The organism is Streptomyces sp. NBC_00464 (genome assembly GCF_036013915.1).
Taxonomy (GTDB): Bacteria; Actinomycetota; Actinomycetes; order Streptomycetales; family Streptomycetaceae; genus Streptomyces.
Genome location: NZ_CP107899.1, coordinates 3,432,875 through 3,457,634, shown reverse-complemented (window position 1 = coordinate 3,457,634; position 24,760 = coordinate 3,432,875). Strand labels below are relative to the sequence as shown.

Below are 24,760 nucleotides of genomic sequence, written 5' to 3'. Positions count from 1 at the left end.
CGGTCAGCGGCAGCGTACGACGCGGCTCCGGCCCGGTCAGCGGCAGCTGATCCGTGATTCGGCCCAGTCGGCGAGAGCGACCCTGCCGAACGGTGTCGCGGGCTCCACGACGAGCCGGATCCGCTCCTGCCCCTCGACGCCGACGCTGACCGGAACGGCCGGGTCGTCGCCGTTCATCACCGGGGACTGCCACAGCCGCGCCCCGTCGTTGTTGAACACCGAGAACCGCACCGAGCCGAGCCCCATGGTCAGGTCGTCCACGCCGACCATCGCCTCGTAACGCGTGCACGGGCGGTTCAGCTGGATGTAGACCGAGGAACGGCTGTGGACCGTGACCCCGTGCGCGTACTGCGTGCCGCCGATGGACATACCCGAACGCTGCCAGACCCAACTGCTCTCACCGAGCACCACCTCGGGGCCGGTGTGGTCGCCGAGCAGGGTGTAGTCCAGCTCGCTGATCTGGTACACCTCCGGCGCGGGTGCGGGCGGGGGAGTCGGGGACGGGGGCGGTGTGGGCTTCGGCGCGGGCGGCGGAGGGGTTGGAGGGGACGTGGGTGTGGGCGTTGGGGTCGGCGTCGGCGTTGGAGTGGGCGTCGGCGTCGGGGTGGGCGTAGGCGTGGGTGCCGGCGGTGAGGGTGCCGGCGGCGCGGGCGCGGGGGGTGTCGGCTTGGGCTTCGGCTCCGGCTTCGGCGGTGCGGGGGTCGGCACCGCAGGTGCCACGGCCGGGGGCCTGGCGACCGGCTTCGCCTCGGGGCGCGGCTGGTCGTCCCCGACCAGCGCCCACACCAGCCCGGCCGCGGCCGCGACGGCGACCGCCGCCGCGATGCCGGCCTTCGCCGGAGCGCCGAGCCCCTCGGAGGCTGCGGCGCCACCGGCAGAACCAGCGGACGAGCTTCCTCCGGTCGCTGCGGCTGCGGCTCCCGCACCGGCGGCACCGGCAGCCCCGCCCGCCACAATCCCGGCGGCCTTGAGCGCGTATCCGGCGGCGAACCAGCCGATGACCGCGACCGGCAGCAGTGCGGGAATCCCGGCGTTGACATGGGCCAGTTCGCCCGCCGCGAGCCGGCACTTCACGCACTCGTCCAGATGCCCGCGCAGGCCGCGCTCGGCCCGCATGCGCAGGCCCCCGCGGGCATAGGCGCCGAGGCGGTCGGCGTAGCGCGCGCAGTCGCCGCCCGAGGTCAGCGCCTGGCTCACATGGGCCTGCAGATAGGCCTGCTTGAGCCCTTCACGGGCGCGACTGGCCAGCACCGACGTGGCATTGGCCGTCAGTCCGAACAGCGGCGCGATGTCGCTGGGCGACTCCTCCTCGACGGTGGTGTGCCACAGGACGGCCTGCCAGCGTTCCGGGAGGCTGCGGAACGCCTGCATCGCCATCGACTGCTCGGCCTCGTGCATCGCCATCACGTCGGCGCCGAGATCGAGCGTGTCCGCGTCCGACACCTCCGAGGTGCGCGACGCCTGCGCGGCGAACACCGCGAAGTCGTCGACCAGGTGCTCGCGCTTCGCGGTCTTCGTCCATGCGGCGGCGACGTGCCTGACCGCCGTCATCAGGTAGGCCCGCACGGCCTCCTCCGGCCCCTTGCCGCCCCGTACCGCCTGCAGGGTCCTGGCGAAGACCTCGGCCGTCAGGTCGTCGGCGGTGTGCGCGTCCCGGCAGCAGGTGCGCGCGTAGCGGCGTACGGCGTCGGAGTGGCGAAGGAACAGCGCCTCGTACGCGAGGTCGTCGCCGTCCCGCATCCGCTGGATCAACTGGGCGTCGGAGGGCGCGTCCCCGGCGGGCATGCTGCTGGGGGCCCGCTGCATGGGCACCGCGGCGGCGGCATCGATCGCGTCCGTGTCCGCCGGGTTCTCGGCCGGAGCGGGCGGCCACGGTCCGGGCAGGACGGTGCCGCCGCTCTCTTCCCCGTCGTCCGAGCGCCGAGGCCCGGCCTGGCTCGGCACCTGGTGCCCGGGCAGCCCGGTCGACTCCATGCCGCCGTCCGCGGTGGAGACACCGTCGAGCGACTCTTCCTGTTGCCCGTCACCGCTCATCGCGGACGCCCCCGTATGCGCTTTCGGACCCGAACACCGGGCAAGCGTGCCACAGAGCGTGGAAGCGGCGACCCTTCAGCCCCGCCAACCACTCATCCGGGGCGCTTTCCCGAATGCGAGCACTAGCGGGCACTCATTCGGGGAAGGAGTAACGGGACGTGTTGACGGGACAGTTGGGACGGAACACGACGAGCGCGGCGGAAGCGCCCCTTCCGGGCAGGGTCGCCCCTTCCGGAGGGGGACCACCTTCTCCGGAAGGGGCCACCTCCTCCGGACGGGGACCGCCCCACCCGGACGAGGGTCGTCTCACCCAGACGAGGCCGCCCCACTCGGACAGGCATCGCAGGAACCGCCCCCTGAACGAGTGCCGCCCCACTCGGACAGCACCGCACCCCGGACGAGGCCGCCCCCTCCGGACGAGGGCCTGCCCAGTCCGCCATGAGGCCGCGCTCAATCAGGAGGCCTCAGTCGGACGGCCTCAATCAGGCGGCCTCAATCAGGCGGCCTCACGCAGGCCGCGAGCGCAGTCCCTCCAGCAGGATGTCCAGCAGCCGGGCGGACGCCGCCGCCTGCTGAGCCGCGTCCGGCAACGAGGGCGCCGCCGTCGCGATGACCAGCAGTACATCGGCCACCGTCACATCGCGGCGCAGCTCACCGGACGTGCGCGCCCGGTCGACCAGCCGGCCCACGACCTCCAACAGATCGGCCGCTCCGGCGCCGAGGTCCTCGTCCTCCGCCTCAACCGGTCCGGAACGGTGCTCGGCTCCCCTTGGACCGCTCTGGGCCGAGGCCTGCCCGGCCTCCTGGCGCTGCTGTGGCACCCGAGGTTCGTCCCAGCCGTCACCCGGCGCCCCTCCCGCCCGTGCGGCACCCGCATCGCCGACCACCGCAGACTCATCGGCCTCGACGCCGACCCGCAGTATCTGCGGAGGCAGCAGCCGCCCGGCGCCCGAGGCCACCGAGGTCCGCAGGAAGCGCGACAGCGCCGACCACGGCTCCTCCTCCTGGCCCAGCGCGGACCGGGCCTGGTCGGTCAGCCGGGAGGTCTCCTCCTCGGCTATCCGGCGCACCAGCACGTCCTTGCTGGGGAAGCGCCGGTACACCGTGCCGACGCCGACCCGGGCGCGACGCGCCACGTCCTCCATCGGAGCGCCGTACCCCAGCTCGCCGAACACCTCGCGTGCGGCACGCAGCACGTGCTCCAGATTGCGCTGCGCGTCCACGCGCAGCGGTGCGGAACGGCTGTGGGCGCCGGCTCCACCGGCCTGGGCGCCGAGCGCGGCCCCCAGGGTGCTCACGGCCGCCGACGGTGCGGTGGTCCCGCTGGACCCGACACCGCTCACTGTGCCGACTGCCCCGATCCGTCCGTTTCCTTCGGACGTGACCGCAGCATTCGGCCAATGCGATTCCTGAATATGCATAACTTTTCCCCCGGTTATGACGTCTCCCCCCGGAGACTCCCGCCGTGTCAGTCAGGGTGGACCGATGGTCACCGTCCGACACCCCGACGACATACGAACATAGTTGAGCCAGGGTCAATTCAGAAGAGGGCAGCCCGCCGGGAGCGCCCCCCGATCGGGGCACGGACCGGCCGGTCACCGATCCACACCCCTCCCCTCACCCCTCCCATAACCCCTGACCTGCGAGCTTCCGTACATACGGCACGGAGGCCGGTCGCGATCCGCGGGAATCCTCCGGTCACACAATTTGCCGGGGCTGTGGACAAACTCCTGCGCACGTTGCGTCATGGGGTGGTGATGGCTTCAGATTCCGGGGGAACACCCCCCGGCCCCCCGCCGGGTGTGCGCGTTCTCGTCGTCGGTGGGGGCTATGTCGGGATGTACACGGCGCTGCGTCTCCAACAGAAGCTGAAGCAGAGACTGAGAAGCGGTGAGGCGGAGATCGTCGTCGTCACCCCCGACCCCTATATGACCTATCAGCCGTTTCTCCCCGAAGCCGCCGCCGGTTCCATCTCGCCGCGCCATGTCGTCGTGCCGCTGCGCCGGGTCCTGAAGCACTGCACCCTCGTCGTCGGGGAGGCCCGGCGCATCGATCACGCCAAGCGCACCGCCACCGTCACCACGCTCGCCACGGGCGAGGACGGCACGGGCGCCATCGAGATCCCGTACGACGAACTCGTCCTCGCCCCCGGCTCCGTCTCGCGCACCCTCCCGGTCCCCGGCCTCGCCGATCACGGCGTCGGCTTCAAGACCATCGAGGAGGCCATCGGCCTGCGCAACCACGTGATCGAGCAGATGGACATCGCCTCCGCCACCCGCGACCCCGCCATCCGCGACGCCGCCCTCACCTTCGTCTTCGTCGGCGGCGGCTACGCAGGCGTGGAGGCGCTGGCAGAGCTGGAGGACATGGCCCGCTACACCTCGCGGTACTACCACAACATCAAGGCCGAGGACCTGAAATGGATCCTCGTGGAAGCGACCGGCCGCATCCTGCCCGAGGTCGGGGAGTCGATGGGCCGATACGCGGTAGGGGAACTGCGCGGCCGCAACATCGACGTACGCCTCGACACCCGGCTGGAGTCCTGCGAGGACCGGATCGCCGTGCTCAGCGACGGCTCCCGCTTCCCGACGCGCACACTCGTGTGGACCGCCGGAGTCAAACCCGCCCCGCTGCTCGCCGCCACCGACCTGCCCCTCAACGAACGCGGCAGGCTCGTCTGCACCGCCCGGCTCACCGTCGACGGGACGGAGCACGCCTGGGCCGCCGGTGACGCCGCCGCCGTCCCCGATCTGACCGCCGCCGAACCGGGCAGGGAGACCGCCCCCAACGCCCAGCACGCGGTCCGCCAGGCCAAGGTCCTCGCCGACAACCTTGTCGCGGCGATCGACGGCCGCCCGCTCAAGGAGTACCGGCACAGCTACGCGGGATCCGTCGCCTCGCTCGGCCTCCACAAGGGCGTAGCCCACGTGTACGGACGCCGGCTCAAGGGCTATCCGGCCTGGCTGATGCACCGCATGTACCACCTGAGCCGCGTCCCGACGTTCAACCGGAAAGCCCGGGTGCTGGCCGAATGGACCCTCGCCGGACTCTTCAAGCGCGAGATCGTCTCCCTGGGCTCACTGGAACACCCACGGGCCGAGTTCCAAATCGCCGCAGGCAGGCGCCCCAGGCCGGACGACGGCGACTGTCAGTAGGGTCCGACACACTGGACGTGTGACCATAGGTGGGCTCACATCTGCACAGAGTGACCCGGCAGGCAGCGACCGACAGTGACCATCGAGGAAGACCGTCCCAGGGGCAACAGACCGCCACCACATACTTGTGACGCCCCGGCAGAGGAAGCAGCCCGCCCGAGCGGACCAGACCGACACACGAGGCAATGGATTCCGTGAACTTCACGCGTTGGAGCGCCCGCCTACCCGGTACGCAGCGTCGAGCCGCCCGGGACGACCGCAGTCCCGTACCGGCGGCCCGCGCAGAGTATGCACAGGCCGACACCGGATCGGGCCCTCCGGACGGCGATCCGGGCGGCCCCGGCACCCGGTCCGCCGCACCCGCCCTGGAAGACCTCTCCGCCCGCGACATCCTCGGCCAGCTGCCCGCCCTCGTCGCCCTGGTGCACGGACCCGACCACCGCGTCGCGTACGTCAACGACGCCTACACCGCAGCGTTCGGCCCCCGCCCCTGCGGTGTGCCCGCAGCCGAGGCCATGCCCGAGCTCACCGAGCTCAGCCTGCTGCCGCTGATGGACCAGGTCCTGCGCAGCGGCACACCGCGCACGGTCAAGTCCCGCAAGGCCGGCAGCGGAAACTCGTACACCGTCACCTGCACCCCCGTACGGCGCGACAAGGACAAGAAGCACGAGAGCGGCGTCCTGGTCTACGCCGCGGATGTCACCGACCACGCCGAGGCGGCCGAGCGGCTGCGCACCAGCGAGAGCCGGCACCGCGAAACGGCCGTCACCCTTCAGCGCTCGCTGCTCCCACAGGAGCTGGAACAGCCCGACGACCTGCGGATCGCCGCCACCTACCAGCCGGGCGGCACGGACGCCGCGGTCGGCGGCGACTGGTACGACGTCATCACGCTCGGCGCCGGCCGCACCGCGCTGGTCATCGGGGACGTGATGGGCCGCGGGGTGCGCGCCGCCGCGGTGATGGGCCAGCTGCGCACGGCGGTGCGGGCCTACGCCCGCCTCGACCTCCCGCCGCACGAGGTGCTCCAGCTGCTCGACGGGCTCGCCGCCGAGATCGACGCCAGCCAGATCGCGACCTGCGCCTACGCCGTCCACGACCCCAACGAGGGCCTGCTCGTCTACTCCTCCGCGGGCCACCTCCCGATCCTGGTGCGCGACGAGGACGGTACGGTCCACCGCGCCGAGGACCCGACCGGCCCCCCGCTCGGCACCGGCGGCTGGATCCACACCTCGGGCACGATCGCCCTGCCGCCCGGCTCCACCGCCGTCCTCTACACGGACGGCCTGGTCGAGCGTCGCAGCGAGGACATCGACGAGGGCATGGCCGCGCTGGAGCGGGCGCTGTCCGGCGCGAAGGGCGCGCCGCAGGTGGTCTGCGACCGCCTGATGCGTTCCCTCAACATCACCGCGGAACACGACGACGACGTGGCGGTGCTGGTCGTCCAGCACCCCGCCCGCACGGGCCCGACGGCGGAGCTGTTCCACAACGCCTCGCTCGACCTGCTCGGCGGCATCGAGGCGGCCCCGCGCGCCCGCGCCTTCGCGACGGGTGTGCTGACGTCGTGGCGTTTCCCGATGGAGCTGTGCGAGCTGGGCGTCCTCGCGGCCGGTGAGCTGGTGGCCAACTCCCTGCAGCACGGGACGCCGCCGATGCGCCTGGGCCTGCGGCGCACGGACCGCAGGCTGATCATCGAGGTGACCGACGGCGACGACCACCTGCCGCGCCGCCGCCGTGCCGAACCGGGGGACGAGGCGGGCCGGGGCATCTCCATCGTCGCTTCGATCGCCACGTCCTGGGGCAGCCGCCGCACACCCGGCGGCGGCAAGGCGGTCTGGTGCGAGTTCTCCCTGCCGCAGTAGCCGACCGGAGCCGGCCGGCCCGTCAGTGCACGGCGGCGACCGGCGCCGGCCCCTCGGCCGAGGCGTTCTCCGGCAGTGACACGGCCACCACCCGTGACGGCACGGCCGCGAGGGAGGGCTGGTCCTGTACGGGGGTGAGCCGCCGCCCGAGCCGCAGAGCGAGCACGGTGATGCCGAGCGAGAACAGTACGAACGTCACGATGTACGGCCCGTGCAGCGAGGCCCCCATCGGACCGCCCACAGCGGGCCCGACAGCCAGCGCCAGCTGCTTGCACAGAGCGAACGCCGAGTTGTACTGCCCCACCATCGACTCCGGCGCCAGATCCGCGACCAGCGGCGCGACGGTCGGCGACAGCATCGACTCACCGAGCCCGAACAGCGCGTATGTGGAGATCATCGCGGCGGTCGCCATGGTCTGGCTGCCGTGTCCGAGGCCCGCGTAGCCCGCCACGATCCAGGCGAACGCCCAGATCAGACCGACCGACGCGATGACCCGGCTGCGCTTGCGGCGCTCCACCAGACGCAGCACCACGAACTGGGCCACGACGATGACGGCCGTGTTGGCGGCCAGCGCGATCCCGAGCGTCGAGGGCTGGATCCCGGCAGCCTCGGTGCCGTACGCCGCGAGCCCGGACTCGAACTGTCCGTAGCAGGCGAAGAACAGCACGAAGCCCAGCACGCACAGCTGCACCATGGCCCGGTGCGAGAGCAGCACCCGCAGCCCGCCCCGCGGAGCGGACCCGTCGGCCGTCGCTACCTTCACGACGGCAGGGGTACGCGGCATCCGCACGGTCGCCGAGATGGCGCCGAGCACGAGGAACATCACCGCTTCGATCAGGAACAGCAGGGTGAAGGACGAGGCCCGGCTCGTGTCCACGATCAGCCCGCCGACCAGACCACCGATGCCCAGTCCCAGGTTCTGCAGGAAGAACTGCGTCGCGAAGGCGCGGGTGCGGGTGGTGGTGTCGGAGCAGCGGACGAGCATCGTGGCGAGGGCCGGCTGCATGACAGCCGTGCCCGCACCGAGCACCGCCGCCGACAGGACGGAGGCGGTGACCTGCGAGGAGAAGCCCAGTGCGACAGCGCCCAGGGAGGCGACGGCCGAGGCGACGACCAGCACGGGCAGCGGCCCGCGGCGGTCGATGACCCGGCCGGTGAACGGAAGGACGACCAGCGCTGCCATGGCGAAGACCGCCAGTACGACGCCCGCCGTACCGGCACCCAGATCCCGCACCTGCGCCACGTAGACGTACAGATACGGAACGGTGAACCCCAGCCCGAACGCGCTCAGCGCGCTCCCCAGCTGGATCCGCCGCAGTGCTGCACCCATTTCCCTGGTCACACTCACCTACCTCAAGGTCTCGAAACCACGTCATCGAACGACTCGAACCCGAAGACTTTAGCACTAAAGTTAGAGGTTCAACAATACAGATCGAAGGACTTCGACAGCTATGGAGGGCGTGCCATACTGCGCGCCATGCCTGACACCACCGAGCCCGAGCTCCAGGAGCCGAGCCTCGACGAGCAGATCGCCGCCTATCAGCGCGAGTTCCACGACCTGGACCCGCAGGTCGAGCAGGTCGTCTCGGCCCTCGGCCGGCTGAACCGCCGGATGAACGTGGCGTACGGACGGCAGGTCGCCGCCCTCGGCATCAGCAATGCCGAGTGGGAGGTCCTCAAGACCCTCGTCCTGTCCGGTGCCCCTTACCGACTGGGCCCCGGGGAGCTCGCCAAGCGTCTCGGGCTCACCCCGGCCGCGATGACACACCGCATCGACCGCATGGCGGGCGAGGGCCTCGTGACCCGCGACCGCGACGAGAACAACCGGGTGCGCGTCATCGTCGAGCTGACGGACGAGGGCCGTACGAAGTGGCTGGAGGCGATGCGGATGGCCTCGCACTTCGAGGAGGACCTGCTCCAGGACCTCTCGGGCGATGAGCGAGGCGTCCTCGGCGAGATGCTGATCCGCCTCCTGCGCCGCGTCGAGCACGCCCAGCCGGACGCCGGCGGCCGGCTCACCGACCTGGGCTGAGACCGCCCGGCGCGACCCCTGCGGGGGCCGCAGGGGAGGGGTTGACACGCCCCGCCGGGATCCGTAAGGTTCTTCGAGTTGTCACGGAGCCGGAACGGTTCCACGACAACCGATCCGCCGCGAATGCGGCAACCAACACTCAGTACGAACTCCCACTCGGGATCTATTTCGGCATGCCGAAATAGAGAACGAAGACTCGATTATGAGTCGCCGGGAAAATTCGCTAGAGTTTGGACGTCGGAACGGCCCAACAGCCGGGAAGACAAACCCCGCTGACGGGGAATCGGACACGAAAGAGTCTGATAGAGTCGGAAACGCAAGACCGAAGGGAAGCGCCCGGAGGAAAGCCCCAGAAAATGTTCTGAGGGTGAGTACAAAGGAAGCGTCCGTTCCTTGAGAACTCAACAGCGTGCCAAAAGTCAACGCCAGATATGTTGATACCCCGACCTGCTTCGGCAGGTTCGAGGTTCCTTTGAAAGTCCTAACAGGCCTCTGGCCTGGTAGGCAATGCACACAGCGAGGATTCAGTGGACGACCGGTCATATTCCGACATGGTCGTTCCGCTCTCGTGGTGTCTACCCGATTACGGGAAAACATTCACGGAGAGTTTGATCCTGGCTCAGGACGAACGCTGGCGGCGTGCTTAACACATGCAAGTCGAACGATGAAGCCCTTCGGGGTGGATTAGTGGCGAACGGGTGAGTAACACGTGGGCAATCTGCCCTTCACTCTGGGACAAGCCCTGGAAACGGGGTCTAATACCGGATAACACTTTCCCTCTCATGGGGGAAGGTTAAAAGCTCCGGCGGTGAAGGATGAGCCCGCGGCCTATCAGCTAGTTGGTGGGGTAATGGCCTACCAAGGCGACGACGGGTAGCCGGCCTGAGAGGGCGACCGGCCACACTGGGACTGAGACACGGCCCAGACTCCTACGGGAGGCAGCAGTGGGGAATATTGCACAATGGGCGAAAGCCTGATGCAGCGACGCCGCGTGAGGGATGACGGCCTTCGGGTTGTAAACCTCTTTCAGCAGGGAAGAAGCGAAAGTGACGGTACCTGCAGAAGAAGCGCCGGCTAACTACGTGCCAGCAGCCGCGGTAATACGTAGGGCGCAAGCGTTGTCCGGAATTATTGGGCGTAAAGAGCTCGTAGGCGGCTTGTTGCGTCGGTTGTGAAAGCCCGGGGCTTAACCCCGGGTCTGCAGTCGATACGGGCAGGCTAGAGTGTGGTAGGGGAGATCGGAATTCCTGGTGTAGCGGTGAAATGCGCAGATATCAGGAGGAACACCGGTGGCGAAGGCGGATCTCTGGGCCATTACTGACGCTGAGGAGCGAAAGCGTGGGGAGCGAACAGGATTAGATACCCTGGTAGTCCACGCCGTAAACGTTGGGAACTAGGTGTTGGCGACATTCCACGTCGTCGGTGCCGCAGCTAACGCATTAAGTTCCCCGCCTGGGGAGTACGGCCGCAAGGCTAAAACTCAAAGGAATTGACGGGGGCCCGCACAAGCAGCGGAGCATGTGGCTTAATTCGACGCAACGCGAAGAACCTTACCAAGGCTTGACATATACCGGAAAGCATCAGAGATGGTGCCCCCTTGTGGTCGGTATACAGGTGGTGCATGGCTGTCGTCAGCTCGTGTCGTGAGATGTTGGGTTAAGTCCCGCAACGAGCGCAACCCTTGTTCTGTGTTGCCAGCATGCCCTTCGGGGTGATGGGGACTCACAGGAGACTGCCGGGGTCAACTCGGAGGAAGGTGGGGACGACGTCAAGTCATCATGCCCCTTATGTCTTGGGCTGCACACGTGCTACAATGGCCGGTACAATGAGCTGCGATGCCGCGAGGCGGAGCGAATCTCAAAAAGCCGGTCTCAGTTCGGATTGGGGTCTGCAACTCGACCCCATGAAGTCGGAGTTGCTAGTAATCGCAGATCAGCATTGCTGCGGTGAATACGTTCCCGGGCCTTGTACACACCGCCCGTCACGTCACGAAAGTCGGTAACACCCGAAGCCGGTGGCCCAACCCCTTGTGGGAGGGAGCTGTCGAAGGTGGGACTGGCGATTGGGACGAAGTCGTAACAAGGTAGCCGTACCGGAAGGTGCGGCTGGATCACCTCCTTTCTAAGGAGCATCTAGATTCCGTAAGGAATCCAGAGCCACTACGCCGGCAAATGTTCGGCGGTGGTTAGCTCATGGGTGGAACGTTGACTATTCGGCACGACAGGTTGTTCTCACTAGTACTGCTTCGGCGTGGAATGTGAGGGTGATCGGTCGGGTCGGGCACGCTGTTGGGTATCTGAAGGTACGGCCGTAATGGTCGTCCTTCGGTTGCCGGCCCCAGTGCACTCGTTCTTCGGAACGGGGTGATGGGTGGCTGGTCGTTGTTTGAGAACTGCACAGTGGACGCGAGCATCTGTGGCCAAGTTTTTAAGGGCGCACGGTGGATGCCTTGGCACTAGGAACCGATGAAGGACGTGGGAGGCCACGATAGTCCCCGGGGAGCTGTCAACCAAGCTTTGATCCGGGGGTTTCCGAATGGGGAAACCCGGCAGTCGTCATGGGCTGTCACCCACTGCTGAACACATAGGCAGTGTGGAGGGAACGAGGGGAAGTGAAACATCTCAGTACCCTCAGGAAGAGAAAACAACCGTGATTCCGGGAGTAGTGGCGAGCGAAACTGGATCAGGCCAAACCGTATGCGTGTGATACCCGGCAGGGGTTGCGCATGCGGGGTTGTGGGATCTCTTTTTCATGGTCTGCCGGCCGTGAGACGAGTCAGAAACCGTTGATGTAGGCGAAGGACATGCGAAAGGTCCGGCGTAGAGGGTAAGACCCCCGTAGCTGAAACATCAACGGCTCGTTTAAGAGACACCCAAGTAGCACGGGGCCCGAGAAATCCCGTGTGAATCTGGCGGGACCACCCGTTAAGCCTAAATATTCCCTAGTGACCGATAGCGGATAGTACCGTGAGGGAATGGTGAAAAGTACCGCGGGAGCGGAGTGAAATAGTACCTGAAACCGTGTGCCTACAAGCCGTGGGAGCGTCGCGCATCGAGCTTGCTCGGTGCGTCGTGACTGCGTGCCTTTTGAAGAATGAGCCTGCGAGTTTGCGGTGTGTTGCGAGGTTAACCCGTGTGGGGAAGCCGTAGCGAAAGCGAGTCCGAATAGGGCGATTTAGTAGCGCGCTCAAGACCCGAAGCGGAGTGATCTAGCCATGGGCAGGTTGAAGCGGAGGTAAGACTTCGTGGAGGACCGAACCCACCAGGGTTGAAAACCTGGGGGATGACCTGTGGTTAGGGGTGAAAGGCCAATCAAACTCCGTGATAGCTGGTTCTCCCCGAAATGCATTTAGGTGCAGCGTCGTGTGTTTCTTGCCGGAGGTAGAGCACTGGATAGGCGATGGGCCCTACCGGGTTACTGACCTTAGCCAAACTCCGAATGCCGGTAAGTGAGAGCACGGCAGTGAGACTGTGGGGGATAAGCTCCATGGTCGAGAGGGAAACAGCCCAGAGCATCGACTAAGGCCCCTAAGCGTACGCTAAGTGGGAAAGGATGTGGAGTCGCAGAGACAACCAGGAGGTTGGCTTAGAAGCAGCCACCCTTGAAAGAGTGCGTAATAGCTCACTGGTCAAGTGATTCCGCGCCGACAATGTAGCGGGGCTCAAGCGTACCGCCGAAGTCGTGTCATTCACACATATAGGGCCAACGCCTGTGTGGATGGGTAGGGGAGCGTCGTGTGCCGGGTGAAGCAGCCGCGGAAGCGAGTTGTGGACGGTTCACGAGTGAGAATGCAGGCATGAGTAGCGATACACACGTGAGAAACGTGTGCGCCGATTGACTAAGGGTTCCTGGGTCAAGCTGATCTGCCCAGGGTAAGTCGGGACCTAAGGCGAGGCCGACAGGCGTAGTCGATGGACAACCGGTTGATATTCCGGTACCCGCTTTGAAACGCCCAATACTGAATCAGGCGATGCTAAGTCCGTGAAGCCGGCCCGATCTCTTCGGAGTTGAGGGTAGTGGTGGAGCCGACGAACCAGACTTGTACTAGGTAAGCGATGGGGTGACGCAGGAAGGTAGTCCAGCCCGGGCGGTGGTAGTCCCGGGGTAAGGGTGTAGGCCGTGTGGTAGGTAAATCCGTCACACATTAAGGCTGAGACCTGATGCCGAGCCGATTGTGGTGAAGTGGATGATCCTATGCTGTCGAGAAAAGCCTCTAGCGAGTTTCATGGCGGCCCGTACCCTAAACCGACTCAGGTGGTCAGGTAGAGAATACCGAGGCGTTCGGGTGAACTATGGTTAAGGAACTCGGCAAAATGCCCCCGTAACTTCGGGAGAAGGGGGGCCATCACTGGTGATCCGATTTACTCGGTGAGCTGGGGGTGGCCGCAGAGACCAGCGAGAAGCGACTGTTTACTAAAAACACAGGTCCGTGCGAAGCCGTAAGGCGATGTATACGGACTGACGCCTGCCCGGTGCTGGAACGTTAAGGGGACCGGTTAGCTGACTTTCGGGTCGGCGAAGCTGAGAACTTAAGCGCCAGTAAACGGCGGTGGTAACTATAACCATCCTAAGGTAGCGAAATTCCTTGTCGGGTAAGTTCCGACCTGCACGAATGGCGTAACGACTTCTCGACTGTCTCAACCATAGGCCCGGTGAAATTGCACTACGAGTAAAGATGCTCGTTTCGCGCAGCAGGACGGAAAGACCCCGGGACCTTTACTATAGTTTGATATTGGTGTTCGGTTCGGCTTGTGTAGGATAGGTGGGAGACTTTGAAGCGGCCACGCCAGTGGTTGTGGAGTCGTCGTTGAAATACCACTCTGGTCGTGCTGGATGTCTAACCTGGGTCCGTGATCCGGATCAGGGACAGTGTCTGATGGGTAGTTTAACTGGGGCGGTTGCCTCCTAAAGAGTAACGGAGGCGCCCAAAGGTTCCCTCAGCCTGGTTGGCAATCAGGTGTTGAGTGTAAGTGCACAAGGGAGCTTGACTGTGAGACCGACGGGTCGAGCAGGGACGAAAGTCGGGACTAGTGATCCGGCAGTGGCTTGTGGAAGCGCTGTCGCTCAACGGATAAAAGGTACCCCGGGGATAACAGGCTGATCTTCCCCAAGAGTCCATATCGACGGGATGGTTTGGCACCTCGATGTCGGCTCGTCGCATCCTGGGGCTGGAGTCGGTCCCAAGGGTTGGGCTGTTCGCCCATTAAAGCGGTACGCGAGCTGGGTTTAGAACGTCGTGAGACAGTTCGGTCCCTATCCGCTGTGCGCGTAGGAATATTGAGAAGGGCTGTCCCTAGTACGAGAGGACCGGGACGGACGAACCTCTGGTGTGCCAGTTGTCCTGCCAAGGGCATGGCTGGTTGGCTACGTTCGGAAAGGATAACCGCTGAAAGCATCTAAGCGGGAAGCCTGCTTCGAGATGAGTATTCCCACCCTCTTGAAGGGTTAAGGCTCCCAGTAGACGACTGGGTTGATAGGCCAGATGTGGAAGCCCGGTAACGGGTGGAGCTGACTGGTACTAATAGGCCGAGGGCTTGTCCTCAGTTGCTCGCGTCCACTGTGTTAGTTCTGAAATAACGAACGGCCGTGTTTTTATCCGGTGTTGGTTAATTTCATAGTGTTTCGGTGGTCATTGCGTTAGGGAAACGCCCGGTTACATTCCGAACCCGGAAGCTAAGCCTTTCAGCGCCGATGGTACTGCAGGGGGGACCCTGTGGGAGAGTAGGACGCCGCCGAACTCCTTTTGATAGTTAAGCCCCGTGCCCTTGTGGCACGGGGCTTTTCTGCGTTCCGGACCAGGACGAACCGGGCCGGAATCGACGGGTTGGTCGCACCTCTACGCCTGTCTGCGAGAAGCGACGCGTCAGGATGGCCTCCGCCTCGTGGCGGCAGCCACCGCCGCTGGCCGGCCGTGGACAGCGCACCGAACTGGTGCTGCCCCACCGCACGATCAGCTGCAGACGGGAAAACCCTTCGACCGACCAAATCCCGATCCGGCATCCTCTCCAGCATGACCACGTCGTCCTTCATCCCTGGCCTGGAACTCTCCCGCCATTTCTACTTCGAAGCCGTACGGCCTTTGCTGGACGAGGCCGCCCCGGGGGTTACGCACTCCGCTGCCCGCCTCGGCGCCGGCTCGGAGGTTCTCGGATTCGACACCGCTCGCTCCGCCGACCACGAATGGGGACCCCGCCTGCAGATCTTCCTGCGCTCGCAGGACGCCACACGCCACGGTGCGAGGATCTCGGCACTGCTCTCCGAGCGCCTGCCGAAATCCTTCTGCGGGTACCCGACGCACTTCGTATCTGCCGGCGACGCAGACATCCGGGTCATGCAGGCAACTGACGGGCCGGTCCACCACCGAGTCGAAGTCACTGACGCAGGTGCTTGGTTCACTGCGCACCTGGGCTTCGACCCGCGTACCGACATCACCCTGGCGGACTGGCTGGCCACCCCGACTCAGCTCCTCGCCGAGGCCACTGCCGGTGCCGTCTTTCACGATGGGCTCGGTGAACTCGTACCGGCCCGCGCCAAACTCGACTGGTACCCCCACGACTTCTGGCTCCACCTACTCGCCTGCCAGTGGCAGCGCATCTCCCAGGAGGAGGCGTTTGTGGGCCGCTGCGGCGAAGTGGGTGACGAACTCGGCTCCGCTGTCGTCGCCGCCCGCCTGGTCCGCGAGCTGATGCGGCTCTGCCTGCTCATGGAGCGCCGCTACCCGCCCTACAGCAAATGGCTCGGCAGCGCCTTCGCCCGCTCTCCCCAGGCGCCCGCCCTCACCCCGGTCCTCACGGCGGCACTTGCCGCCACCGACTGGCACACACGCGAGCACCACCTGGCCCGTGCCTACGAGGCCGTCGCGGCCACACACAACCAGCTCGGCCTGACCGACCCTGTCGACCCCGACACACGGCCCTACCACAACAGACCATTCCAGGTTCTGCATGCGGAACGATTCACCGCGGCGCTGAGCGCCCGCATCAACGACCCTGACATCAGCTCCCTGCCGACGGTCGGCGCAGTCGATCAATTCGTGGACAGCACGGACGTCCTCAGCCACCCGGGACTGGCACGCGCCGCCACCGACGGTTTGCTCTTCCGCTGAGCTTGTTCTTCATCTACCGGCCTCGAACGACATCCCGAACTTGATCACTCAGGGGTGGGGCGTCCTCGGCGTGATCCTGCGTGCTGTCCAGAGCGCGTGTTTCATCAAGAGCCGAACCGGGGCCTAGACCGCCAGGGGTGAGTCTGCTGCACCATGATGTCCGGCAGGAAGCGTTCGCGGAAGCGTCACGCTTCCGGGGCGAGTTCCACGAGTGCCCGACCGCCCGCCGGGATGAGTTGTTCGAGTTGGCCGACGCCCTACCGGTGGAGTTGACGCTGGCGCCCGAGCACCGGCGTGGGTATGGCGCTCGGTACTGAGCCCTCAACCGCAGCCGGATCAACGTCGACAGGTTGCGGACTCTGCTGGTCGACATGTCCCTGCCACGTTCTGACGGCGGTCGCCTGGTGCTCGCCGTCGACGTGTCGCTGTGGCTACGCTCGGATGCGTCATGTTCGGCAGACCGGTTGTTCTGCCATGTCTACGGACGGGCGAAGTCGGCGTCGCAGTTCATCCCGGGCCGGCCGTACTCCTTCGTCGCCGTCCTGGAGCCCGGGGCCACATCGTGGACGGGAATTGTGGACGTAGTCCGGCTCGATCCCAAAGATGATGCGACTGCGGTCACCGCCGCCCAGCTCCGCGCCGTGATCGAGCGGCTCATCGCGGCCGGCCAGTCGATGATTCCGGCGGTCGGCTCGGGAGCGCGGCCCGCTGCCTCGCGGACCTGGTCCCGCAGCCGGTCGTGGAGTTCCGCGATCAGGCCCTTGTCCCGTCAGCGTCGGAGGAAGGCGTAGACGCGGTCCCAGGCGGGGAAGTCCGCGGGCATCGCCCGCCAGGTGATCCCGCCCGCGACCAGGCAACGCACGGCGTCGACCAACTGCCGGTGGCAGTAGCCCTCCGGCTGCCCTCCCCACACCCTCCAGCCACCTCGGTACCGGCAGCACATGCGGACCATGGCCCATTCGGCATCCGTCATGCCCGAGGGATACGGCTTCCCTGGTGCCTTTCCGGCTTCAACACCCACGAGCTGTACCGGAGGCCGCCCTGTCCTCATGCATGGCAGGCCACAAGATCACCCCACTGAGCTCCTGCGATCGAACAAGATCGGGACGGCAGCGGCTTCCAGTACTGGCGTATTAATCCGCTGGTGAGCGGCGAAGCCCGTTCGGAACACTGCCGCCATGGCAGTAACGCAGCAGCTCGCACGAGTGACGACGGAGTACTTGAATTTCTGCCGGCAGGCAGCAGAGGTCTCTCCGGACGCCAATCCCCAGTGGGACCCGCCGAGGGCTGACTGGATCGATCTCGACTGGGCGCCCGAGTCCCTCCGGCAACTCCTCCAGCTGGCCAAGGTCGGACCGGCGGCAGTTGCAGCACTCGAACGGTCCACCATCGGCGATGCGCTGGTCGATGTTGCCTACCTCGACCATGACGACGCCGTGGGCATCTTCGGGCCTCCGCCCAGAGCCGTAGCCCCCGCCGCGGTAGCGGAGATCGCCACCACGCTCGCTGCGGTCGACTGGGAGGCTGCAATCGCGGTGCTGCCGGGGGATGCCCAAGTGGCTCAACTGCCCTGGGAATGAACATCACCGGCGACCCGCGCCCGTACCTCACCTGCCACTTCGAGGCACTCCGCACCTTCTACGAACAGGCGGCTGAAGGGCGGCTCACCGTCGTCCTGTGGTGGGACTGAGCCCGGCCCGGGACACGACGAGGGTTCAGATTCTGCGGATCGACCTCACTGGCTTCGGTGCAGGGTGGATTCTCGTTCGATCGGCAGGCCTCACGATCGATACGGCAACGGCTTCTGGGAGCCCTCCTCAAAGCCGGAGAGGTAGAGAGCGAAGCGGTCTGACAAATGGGGACGTTGTCCGCTCTGTCGAAGGGCTGAGGTTCCCTACGGGAAACGGACGTCTGCCTCGAGCCGACTCCTGGAGGCGGTGGCCGTCGTGCTCGCCGGCAGGGCGGGAGTCCGCGCACGAGCCGAGGACCTTCCCGGCCTCCACTCTTTCGCCACCGACCGGGAGGAGGACGGGGGCGTCGTCCAGAGCCTGGCCGGTCACTGGAACACCGGCCCCGTCGAGGTCCGGAGGAACCACATCAAGATGCTCAAGCGCCAGATGTTCGGCCGGGCCGGCTCCCGCTCCTCCATGAACGGGTACTTGCACCGAGCAATGGCAGACATCCGTCGACTCCTGTCATTGGGCGTGTCATAGTCCCGAGACCGAGACGGACGTGCCTGTGTGGGGAGGGCATCCGTGAGACCGTCCGAAGGGGCATCACATGAGGCAGCAGGAGACTGTCGCGATAGCGCGCATGGACGGCTCAGCCGCAGCGCAGGTCGAGGACGCGTTCAGGCTGATCTACGCCGAGGCGTTCGCCGAGTCTCCCTACAACGAGACCGAGGACGATGTTGCCGCCGCCTTCCGACGTTTTCCCTCCCAGGCACGCAAGCACACCTTCTGCGCTGCTTTGGCCCGTACCGAGGACGGTGAGCCGGTCGGAATGACGTACGGCTTCCCGCTCGAGCCCGATACGGGCTGGTGGGACGAGCTGACGGAGCCGGTCTCCGACGACCTGCGACGGGAGGACGGACGCCGGACCTTCGGGCTGATGGAACTTGCCGTGCGTGGACCGTGGCGCGGGCAGGGCATCGCGCGGCGTCTGCACGAGACGCTGCTCGACGGCATCGAGGCAGATCGGGTGTTGTTGAACGTCCACCCGGGCAGCTGGGCAGCGCCGGCGGCCTATCGGGCGTGGGGATACCGAAAGATCGGCGAGGCGCGGCCCTGGGGGACAAATGCTGACCTCCATGACGTGATGCTTCTCGACCTGCGCTGACAGCAGCCCCCGGGCGGAGCCCGTGGTCCCGCGGCTCGTCCAACCGTGCCCTGAGGAACGTCACCAGGGCTTCGTCCATAGGGGCATCTCCGAGGATGTGGCGAGTGGCAACGCTCAGGCGGTGTGACCTAGGCCAGGATCTCTGTCGCCTCGCGGATGCAGCGGTAGACCACGGAGAACCCGGGCCCCGAATCCGCCGGCGAGTTGGACGTGGGTATCGTTGCTGCACAGGCCCCAGGATCACCGGGGCCCGGCGGGACCGCGTGACGCACCGTCAGCAGGCCGATCTCACGACGGCGATCTGTCGGACGAGGGGTCGTCAGGTTCGGCTCGGCAGTGGGAAACAGGCCCGAAATACTCTGGTAGAGTTGAGCTCGCTGGAAAGGGAAAGCGCGAAAGCGAAGAACTGGAAAGCGAAAACGCGAGGCCCGCTTCGACCGGGAATCGGACACGAAAGAGTCTGATAGAGTCGGAAACGCAAGACCGAAGGGAAGCGCCCGGAGGAAAGCCCCAGAAAATGTTCTGAGGGTGAGTACAAAGGAAGCGTCCGTTCCTTGAGAACTCAACAGCGTGCCAAAAGTCAACGCCAGATATGTTGATACCCCGACCTGCTTCGGCAGGTTCGAGGTTCCTTTGAAAGTCCTAACAGGCCTCTGGCCTGGTAGGCAATGCACACAGCGAGGATTCAGTGGACGACCGGTCATATTCCGACATGGTCGTTCCGCTCTCGTGGTGTCTACCCGATTACGGGAAAACATTCACGGAGAGTTTGATCCTGGCTCAGGACGAACGCTGGCGGCGTGCTTAACACATGCAAGTCGAACGATGAAGCCCTTCGGGGTGGATTAGTGGCGAACGGGTGAGTAACACGTGGGCAATCTGCCCTTCACTCTGGGACAAGCCCTGGAAACGGGGTCTAATACCGGATAACACTTTCCCTCTCATGGGGGAAGGTTAAAAGCTCCGGCGGTGAAGGATGAGCCCGCGGCCTATCAGCTAGTTGGTGGGGTAATGGCCTACCAAGGCGACGACGGGTAGCCGGCCTGAGAGGGCGACCGGCCACACTGGGACTGAGACACGGCCCAGACTCCTACGGGAGGCAGCAGTGGGGAATATTGCACAATGGGCGAAAGCCTGATGCAGCGACGCCGCGTGAGGGATGACGGCCTTCGGGTTGTAAACCTCTTTCAGCAGGGAAGAAGCGAAAGTGACGGTACCTGCAGAAGAAGCGCCGGCTAACTACGTGCCAGCAGCCGCGGTAATACGTAGGGCGCAAGCGTTGTCCGGAATTATTGGGCGTAAAGAGCTCGTAGGCGGCTTGTTGCGTCGGTTGTGAAAGCCCGGGGCTTAACCCCGGGTCTGCAGTCGATACGGGCAGGCTAGAGTGTGGTAGGGGAGATCGGAATTCCTGGTGTAGCGGTGAAATGCGCAGATATCAGGAGGAACACCGGTGGCGAAGGCGGATCTCTGGGCCATTACTGACGCTGAGGAGCGAAAGCGTGGGGAGCGAACAGGATTAGATACCCTGGTAGTCCACGCCGTAAACGTTGGGAACTAGGTGTTGGCGACATTCCACGTCGTCGGTGCCGCAGCTAACGCATTAAGTTCCCCGCCTGGGGAGTACGGCCGCAAGGCTAAAACTCAAAGGAATTGACGGGGGCCCGCACAAGCAGCGGAGCATGTGGCTTAATTCGACGCAACGCGAAGAACCTTACCAAGGCTTGACATATACCGGAAAGCATCAGAGATGGTGCCCCCCTTGTGGTCGGTATACAGGTGGTGCATGGCTGTCGTCAGCTCGTGTCGTGAGATGTTGGGTTAAGTCCCGCAACGAGCGCAACCCTTGTTCTGTGTTGCCAGCATGCCCTTCGGGGTGATGGGGACTCACAGGAGACTGCCGGGGTCAACTCGGAGGAAGGTGGGGACGACGTCAAGTCATCATGCCCCTTATGTCTTGGGCTGCACACGTGCTACAATGGCCGGTACAATGAGCTGCGATGCCGCGAGGCGGAGCGAATCTCAAAAAGCCGGTCTCAGTTCGGATTGGGGTCTGCAACTCGACCCCATGAAGTCGGAGTTGCTAGTAATCGCAGATCAGCATTGCTGCGGTGAATACGTTCCCGGGCCTTGTACACACCGCCCGTCACGTCACGAAAGTCGGTAACACCCGAAGCCGGTGGCCCAACCCCTTGTGGGAGGGAGCTGTCGAAGGTGGGACTGGCGATTGGGACGAAGTCGTAACAAGGTAGCCGTACCGGAAGGTGCGGCTGGATCACCTCCTTTCTAAGGAGCATCTAGATTCCGCAAGGAATCCAGAGCCACTACGCCGGCAAATGTTCGGCGGTGGTTAGCTCATGGGTGGAACGTTGACTATTCGGCACGACAGGTTGTTCTCACTAGTACTGCTTCGGCGTGGAATGTGAGGGTGATCGGTCGGGTCGGGCACGCTGTTGGGTATCTGAAGGTACGGCCGTAATGGTCGTCCTTCGGTTGCCGGCCCCAGTGAACTCATCCGGTAAGGGTGGGGTGATGGGTGGCTGGTCGTTGTTTGAGAACTGCACAGTGGACGCGAGCATCTGTGGCCAAGTTTTTAAGGGCGCACGGTGGATGCCTTGGCACTAGGAACCGATGAAGGACGTGGGAGGCCACGATAGTCCCCGGGGAGCTGTCAACCAAGCTTTGATCCGGGGGTTTCCGAATGGGGAAACCCGGCAGTCGTCATGGGCTGTCACCCACTGCTGAACACATAGGCAGTGTGGAGGGAACGAGGGGAAGTGAAACATCTCAGTACCCTCAGGAAGAGAAAACAACCGTGATTCCGGGAGTAGTGGCGAGCGAAACTGGATCAGGCCAAACCGTATGCGTGTGATACCCGGCAGGGGTTGCGCATGCGGGGTTGTGGGATCTCTTTTTCATGGTCTGCCGGCCGTGAGACGAGTCAGAAACCGTTGATGTAGGCGAAGGACATGCGAAAGGTCCGGCGTAGAGGGTAAGACCCCCGTAGCTGAAACATCAACGGCTCGTTTAAGAGACACCCAAGTAGCACGGGGCCCGAGAAATCCCGTGTGAATCTGGCGGGACCACCCGTTAAGCCTAAATATTCCCTAGTGACCGATAGCGGATAGTACCGTGAGGGAATGGTGAAAAGTACCGCGGGAGCGGAGTGAAATAGTACCTGAAACCGTGTGCCTACAAGCCGTGGGAGCGTCGCGCATCGAGCTTGCTCGGTGCGTCGTGACTGCGTGCCTTTTGAAGAATGAGCCTGCGAGTTTGCGGTGTGTTGCGAGGTTAACCCGTGTGGGGAAGCCGTAGCGAAAGCGAGTCCGAATAGGGCGATTTAGTAGCGCGCTCAAGACCCGAAGCGGAGTGATCTAGCCATGGGCAGGTTGAAGCGGAGGTAAGACTTCGTGGAGGACCGAACCCACCAGGGTTGAAAACCTGGGGGATGACCTGTGGTTAGGGGTGAAAGGCCAATCAAACTCCGTGATAGCTGGTTCTCCCCGAAATGCATTTAGGTGCAGCGTCGTGTGTTTCTTGCCGGAGGTAGAGCACTGGATAGGCGATGGGCCCTACCGGGTTACTGACCTTAGCCAAACTCCGAATGCCGGTAAGTGAGAGCACGGCAGTGAGACTGTGGGGGATAAGCTCCATGGTCGAGAGGGAAACAGCCCAGAGCATCGACTAAGGCCCCTAAGCGTACGCTAAGTGGGAAAGGATGTGGAGTCGCAGAGACAACCAGGAGGTTGGCTTAGAAGCAGCCACCCTTGAAAGAGTGCGTAATAGCTCACTGGTCAAGTGATTCCGCGCCGACAATGTAGCGGGGCTCAAGCGTACCGCCGAAGTCGTGTCATTCACACATATAGGGCCAACGCCTGTGTGGATGGGTAGGGGAGCGTCGTGTGCCGGGTGAAGCAGCCGCGGAAGCGAGTTGTGGACGGTTCACGAGTGAGAATGCAGGCATGAGTAGCGATACACACGTGAGAAACGTGTGCGCCGATTGACTAAGGGTTCCTGGGTCAAGCTGATCTGCCCAGGGTAAGTCGGGACCTAAGGCGAGGCCGACAGGCGTAGTCGATGGACAACCGGTTGATATTCCGGTACCCGCTTTGAAACGCCCAATACTGAATCAGGCGATGCTAAGTCCGTGAAGCCGGCCCGATCTCTTCGGAGTTGAGGGTAGTGGTGGAGCCGACGAACCAGACTTGTACTAGGTAAGCGATGGGGTGACGCAGGAAGGTAGTCCAGCCCGGGCGGTGGTAGTCCCGGGGTAAGGGTGTAGGCCGTGTGGTAGGTAAATCCGTCACACATTAAGGCTGAGACCTGATGCCGAGCCGATTGTGGTGAAGTGGATGATCCTATGCTGTCGAGAAAAGCCTCTAGCGAGTTTCATGGCGGCCCGTACCCTAAACCGACTCAGGTGGTCAGGTAGAGAATACCGAGGCGTTCGGGTGAACTATGGTTAAGGAACTCGGCAAAATGCCCCCGTAACTTCGGGAGAAGGGGGGCCATCACTGGTGATCCGATTTACTCGGTGAGCTGGGGGTGGCCGCAGAGACCAGCGAGAAGCGACTGTTTACTAAAAACACAGGTCCGTGCGAAGCCGTAAGGCGATGTATACGGACTGACGCCTGCCCGGTGCTGGAACGTTAAGGGGACCGGTTAGCTGACTTTCGGGTCGGCGAAGCTGAGAACTTAAGCGCCAGTAAACGGCGGTGGTAACTATAACCATCCTAAGGTAGCGAAATTCCTTGTCGGGTAAGTTCCGACCTGCACGAATGGCGTAACGACTTCTCGACTGTCTCAACCATAGGCCCGGTGAAATTGCACTACGAGTAAAGATGCTCGTTTCGCGCAGCAGGACGGAAAGACCCCGGGACCTTTACTATAGTTTGATATTGGTGTTCGGTTCGGCTTGTGTAGGATAGGTGGGAGACTTTGAAGCGGCCACGCCAGTGGTTGTGGAGTCGTCGTTGAAATACCACTCTGGTCGTGCTGGATGTCTAACCTGGGTCCGTGATCCGGATCAGGGACAGTGTCTGATGGGTAGTTTAACTGGGGCGGTTGCCTCCTAAAGAGTAACGGAGGCGCCCAAAGGTTCCCTCAGCCTGGTTGGCAATCAGGTGTTGAGTGTAAGTGCACAAGGGAGCTTGACTGTGAGACCGACGGGTCGAGCAGGGACGAAAGTCGGGACTAGTGATCCGGCAGTGGCTTGTGGAAGCGCTGTCGCTCAACGGATAAAAGGTACCCCGGGGATAACAGGCTGATCTTCCCCAAGAGTCCATATCGACGGGATGGTTTGGCACCTCGATGTCGGCTCGTCGCATCCTGGGGCTGGAGTCGGTCCCAAGGGTTGGGCTGTTCGCCCATTAAAGCGGTACGCGAGCTGGGTTTAGAACGTCGTGAGACAGTTCGGTCCCTATCCGCTGTGCGCGTAGGAATATTGAGAAGGGCTGTCCCTAGTACGAGAGGACCGGGACGGACGAACCTCTGGTGTGCCAGTTGTCCTGCCAAGGGCATGGCTGGTTGGCTACGTTCGGAAAGGATAACCGCTGAAAGCATCTAAGCGGGAAGCCTGCTTCGAGATGAGTATTCCCACCCTCTTGAAGGGTTAAGGCTCCCAGTAGACGACTGGGTTGATAGGCCAGATGTGGAAGCCCGGTAACGGGTGGAGCTGACTGGTACTAATAGGCCGAGGGCTTGTCCTCAGTTGCTCGCGTCCACTGTGTTAGTTCTGAAA

Annotated in this window: 11 protein-coding genes, 5 rRNA genes and 1 pseudogene; 13 read left to right on the top strand and 4 right to left on the bottom strand. The window is 64.1% G+C overall.

Annotated features, from left to right (window positions below):
- Positions 1–36 precede the first annotated feature (36 nt).
- The gene (locus OG912_RS15430) at positions 37–2,034 is read right to left on the bottom strand and encodes a sigma-70 family RNA polymerase sigma factor (RefSeq protein WP_327709838.1); all 1,998 of its coding nucleotides are present in this window, start codon (positions 2,032–2,034) and stop codon (positions 37–39) included.
- Between the two features lie 506 nt (positions 2,035–2,540).
- Entirely contained in the window at positions 2,541–3,455 is a 915-nt protein-coding gene (locus OG912_RS15425) for a TetR/AcrR family transcriptional regulator (protein ID WP_327709837.1), read from the bottom strand.
- Between the two features lie 336 nt (positions 3,456–3,791).
- Here OG912_RS15425 and OG912_RS15420 point away from each other — a divergent pair, with 336 nt between their 5' ends.
- Both OG912_RS15420 and OG912_RS15415 read left to right on the top strand, forming a co-directional pair.
- The gene (locus tag OG912_RS15420) at positions 3,792–5,189 is read left to right on the top strand and encodes an NAD(P)/FAD-dependent oxidoreductase (RefSeq protein WP_327709835.1); all 1,398 of its coding nucleotides are present in this window, start codon (positions 3,792–3,794) and stop codon (positions 5,187–5,189) included.
- A gap of 194 nt (positions 5,190–5,383) precedes the next feature.
- The gene (locus OG912_RS15415) at positions 5,384–7,048 is read left to right on the top strand and encodes an ATP-binding SpoIIE family protein phosphatase (RefSeq protein WP_327709834.1); all 1,665 of its coding nucleotides are present in this window, start codon (positions 5,384–5,386) and stop codon (positions 7,046–7,048) included.
- 22 nt (positions 7,049–7,070) lie between these two features.
- Here the strand turns inward: OG912_RS15415 and OG912_RS15410 are convergent, their stop codons facing one another.
- The gene (locus OG912_RS15410) at positions 7,071–8,378 is read right to left on the bottom strand and encodes an MFS transporter (protein ID WP_327713445.1); all 1,308 of its coding nucleotides are present in this window, start codon (positions 8,376–8,378) and stop codon (positions 7,071–7,073) included.
- A 147-nt stretch (positions 8,379–8,525) separates the two neighbouring features.
- On the opposite strand from OG912_RS15410, the gene OG912_RS15405 reads away from it, so the two are divergent.
- The 6 genes and pseudogenes from OG912_RS15405 to OG912_RS15380 all read left to right on the top strand — a co-directional run.
- Entirely contained in the window at positions 8,526–9,080 is a 555-nt protein-coding gene (locus OG912_RS15405; protein WP_326737575.1) for a MarR family winged helix-turn-helix transcriptional regulator, read from the top strand.
- A gap of 596 nt (positions 9,081–9,676) precedes the next feature.
- Positions 9,677–11,201: ribosomal RNA gene (locus tag OG912_RS15400) — 16S ribosomal RNA — on the top strand.
- 296 nt (positions 11,202–11,497) lie between these two features.
- Positions 11,498–14,622, top strand: a 23S ribosomal RNA gene (locus OG912_RS15395).
- 79 nt (positions 14,623–14,701) lie between these two features.
- Positions 14,702–14,818: ribosomal RNA gene (gene rrf, locus OG912_RS15390) — 5S ribosomal RNA — on the top strand.
- The 16S, 23S and 5S rRNA genes sit together here, the layout of an rRNA operon.
- A gap of 272 nt (positions 14,819–15,090) precedes the next feature.
- A complete protein-coding gene (locus OG912_RS15385; protein WP_327709832.1) occupies positions 15,091–16,185 on the top strand; it encodes a DUF4037 domain-containing protein in 1,095 nt (364 codons plus the stop codon).
- A 137-nt stretch (positions 16,186–16,322) separates the two neighbouring features.
- Positions 16,323–16,856: pseudogene (locus OG912_RS15380) on the top strand (transposase); the annotation flags it as partial.
- A gap of 98 nt (positions 16,857–16,954) precedes the next feature.
- On the opposite strand, the gene OG912_RS15375 reads toward OG912_RS15380, so the two are convergent.
- Positions 16,955–17,158, bottom strand: a complete 204-nt coding sequence (locus OG912_RS15375; protein ID WP_327709831.1) for a transposase — start codon at positions 17,156–17,158, stop codon at positions 16,955–16,957.
- A 205-nt stretch (positions 17,159–17,363) separates the two neighbouring features.
- Between OG912_RS15375 and OG912_RS15370 the strand changes: the two genes are divergently transcribed.
- The 5 genes from OG912_RS15370 to OG912_RS15350 all read left to right on the top strand — a co-directional run bounded on the left by OG912_RS15370 (position 17,364) and on the right by OG912_RS15350 (position 24,728).
- Positions 17,364–17,765, top strand: coding sequence for a DUF1877 domain-containing protein (locus OG912_RS15370; RefSeq protein WP_327709830.1), 402 nt, complete (start codon positions 17,364–17,366; stop codon positions 17,763–17,765).
- A gap of 357 nt (positions 17,766–18,122) precedes the next feature.
- The gene (locus tag OG912_RS15365; protein WP_327709829.1) at positions 18,123–18,398 is read left to right on the top strand and encodes a hypothetical protein; all 276 of its coding nucleotides are present in this window, start codon (positions 18,123–18,125) and stop codon (positions 18,396–18,398) included.
- Between the two features lie 67 nt (positions 18,399–18,465).
- On the top strand, positions 18,466–19,023 hold the full coding sequence (locus tag OG912_RS15360) for a GNAT family N-acetyltransferase (RefSeq protein WP_327709828.1): 558 nt from the start codon (positions 18,466–18,468) through the stop codon (positions 19,021–19,023).
- A gap of 757 nt (positions 19,024–19,780) precedes the next feature.
- Positions 19,781–21,306 (top strand): 16S ribosomal RNA (locus OG912_RS15355).
- 297 nt (positions 21,307–21,603) lie between these two features.
- Positions 21,604–24,728: ribosomal RNA gene (locus tag OG912_RS15350) — 23S ribosomal RNA — on the top strand.
- The last annotated feature ends 32 nt before the right edge of the window (positions 24,729–24,760 follow it).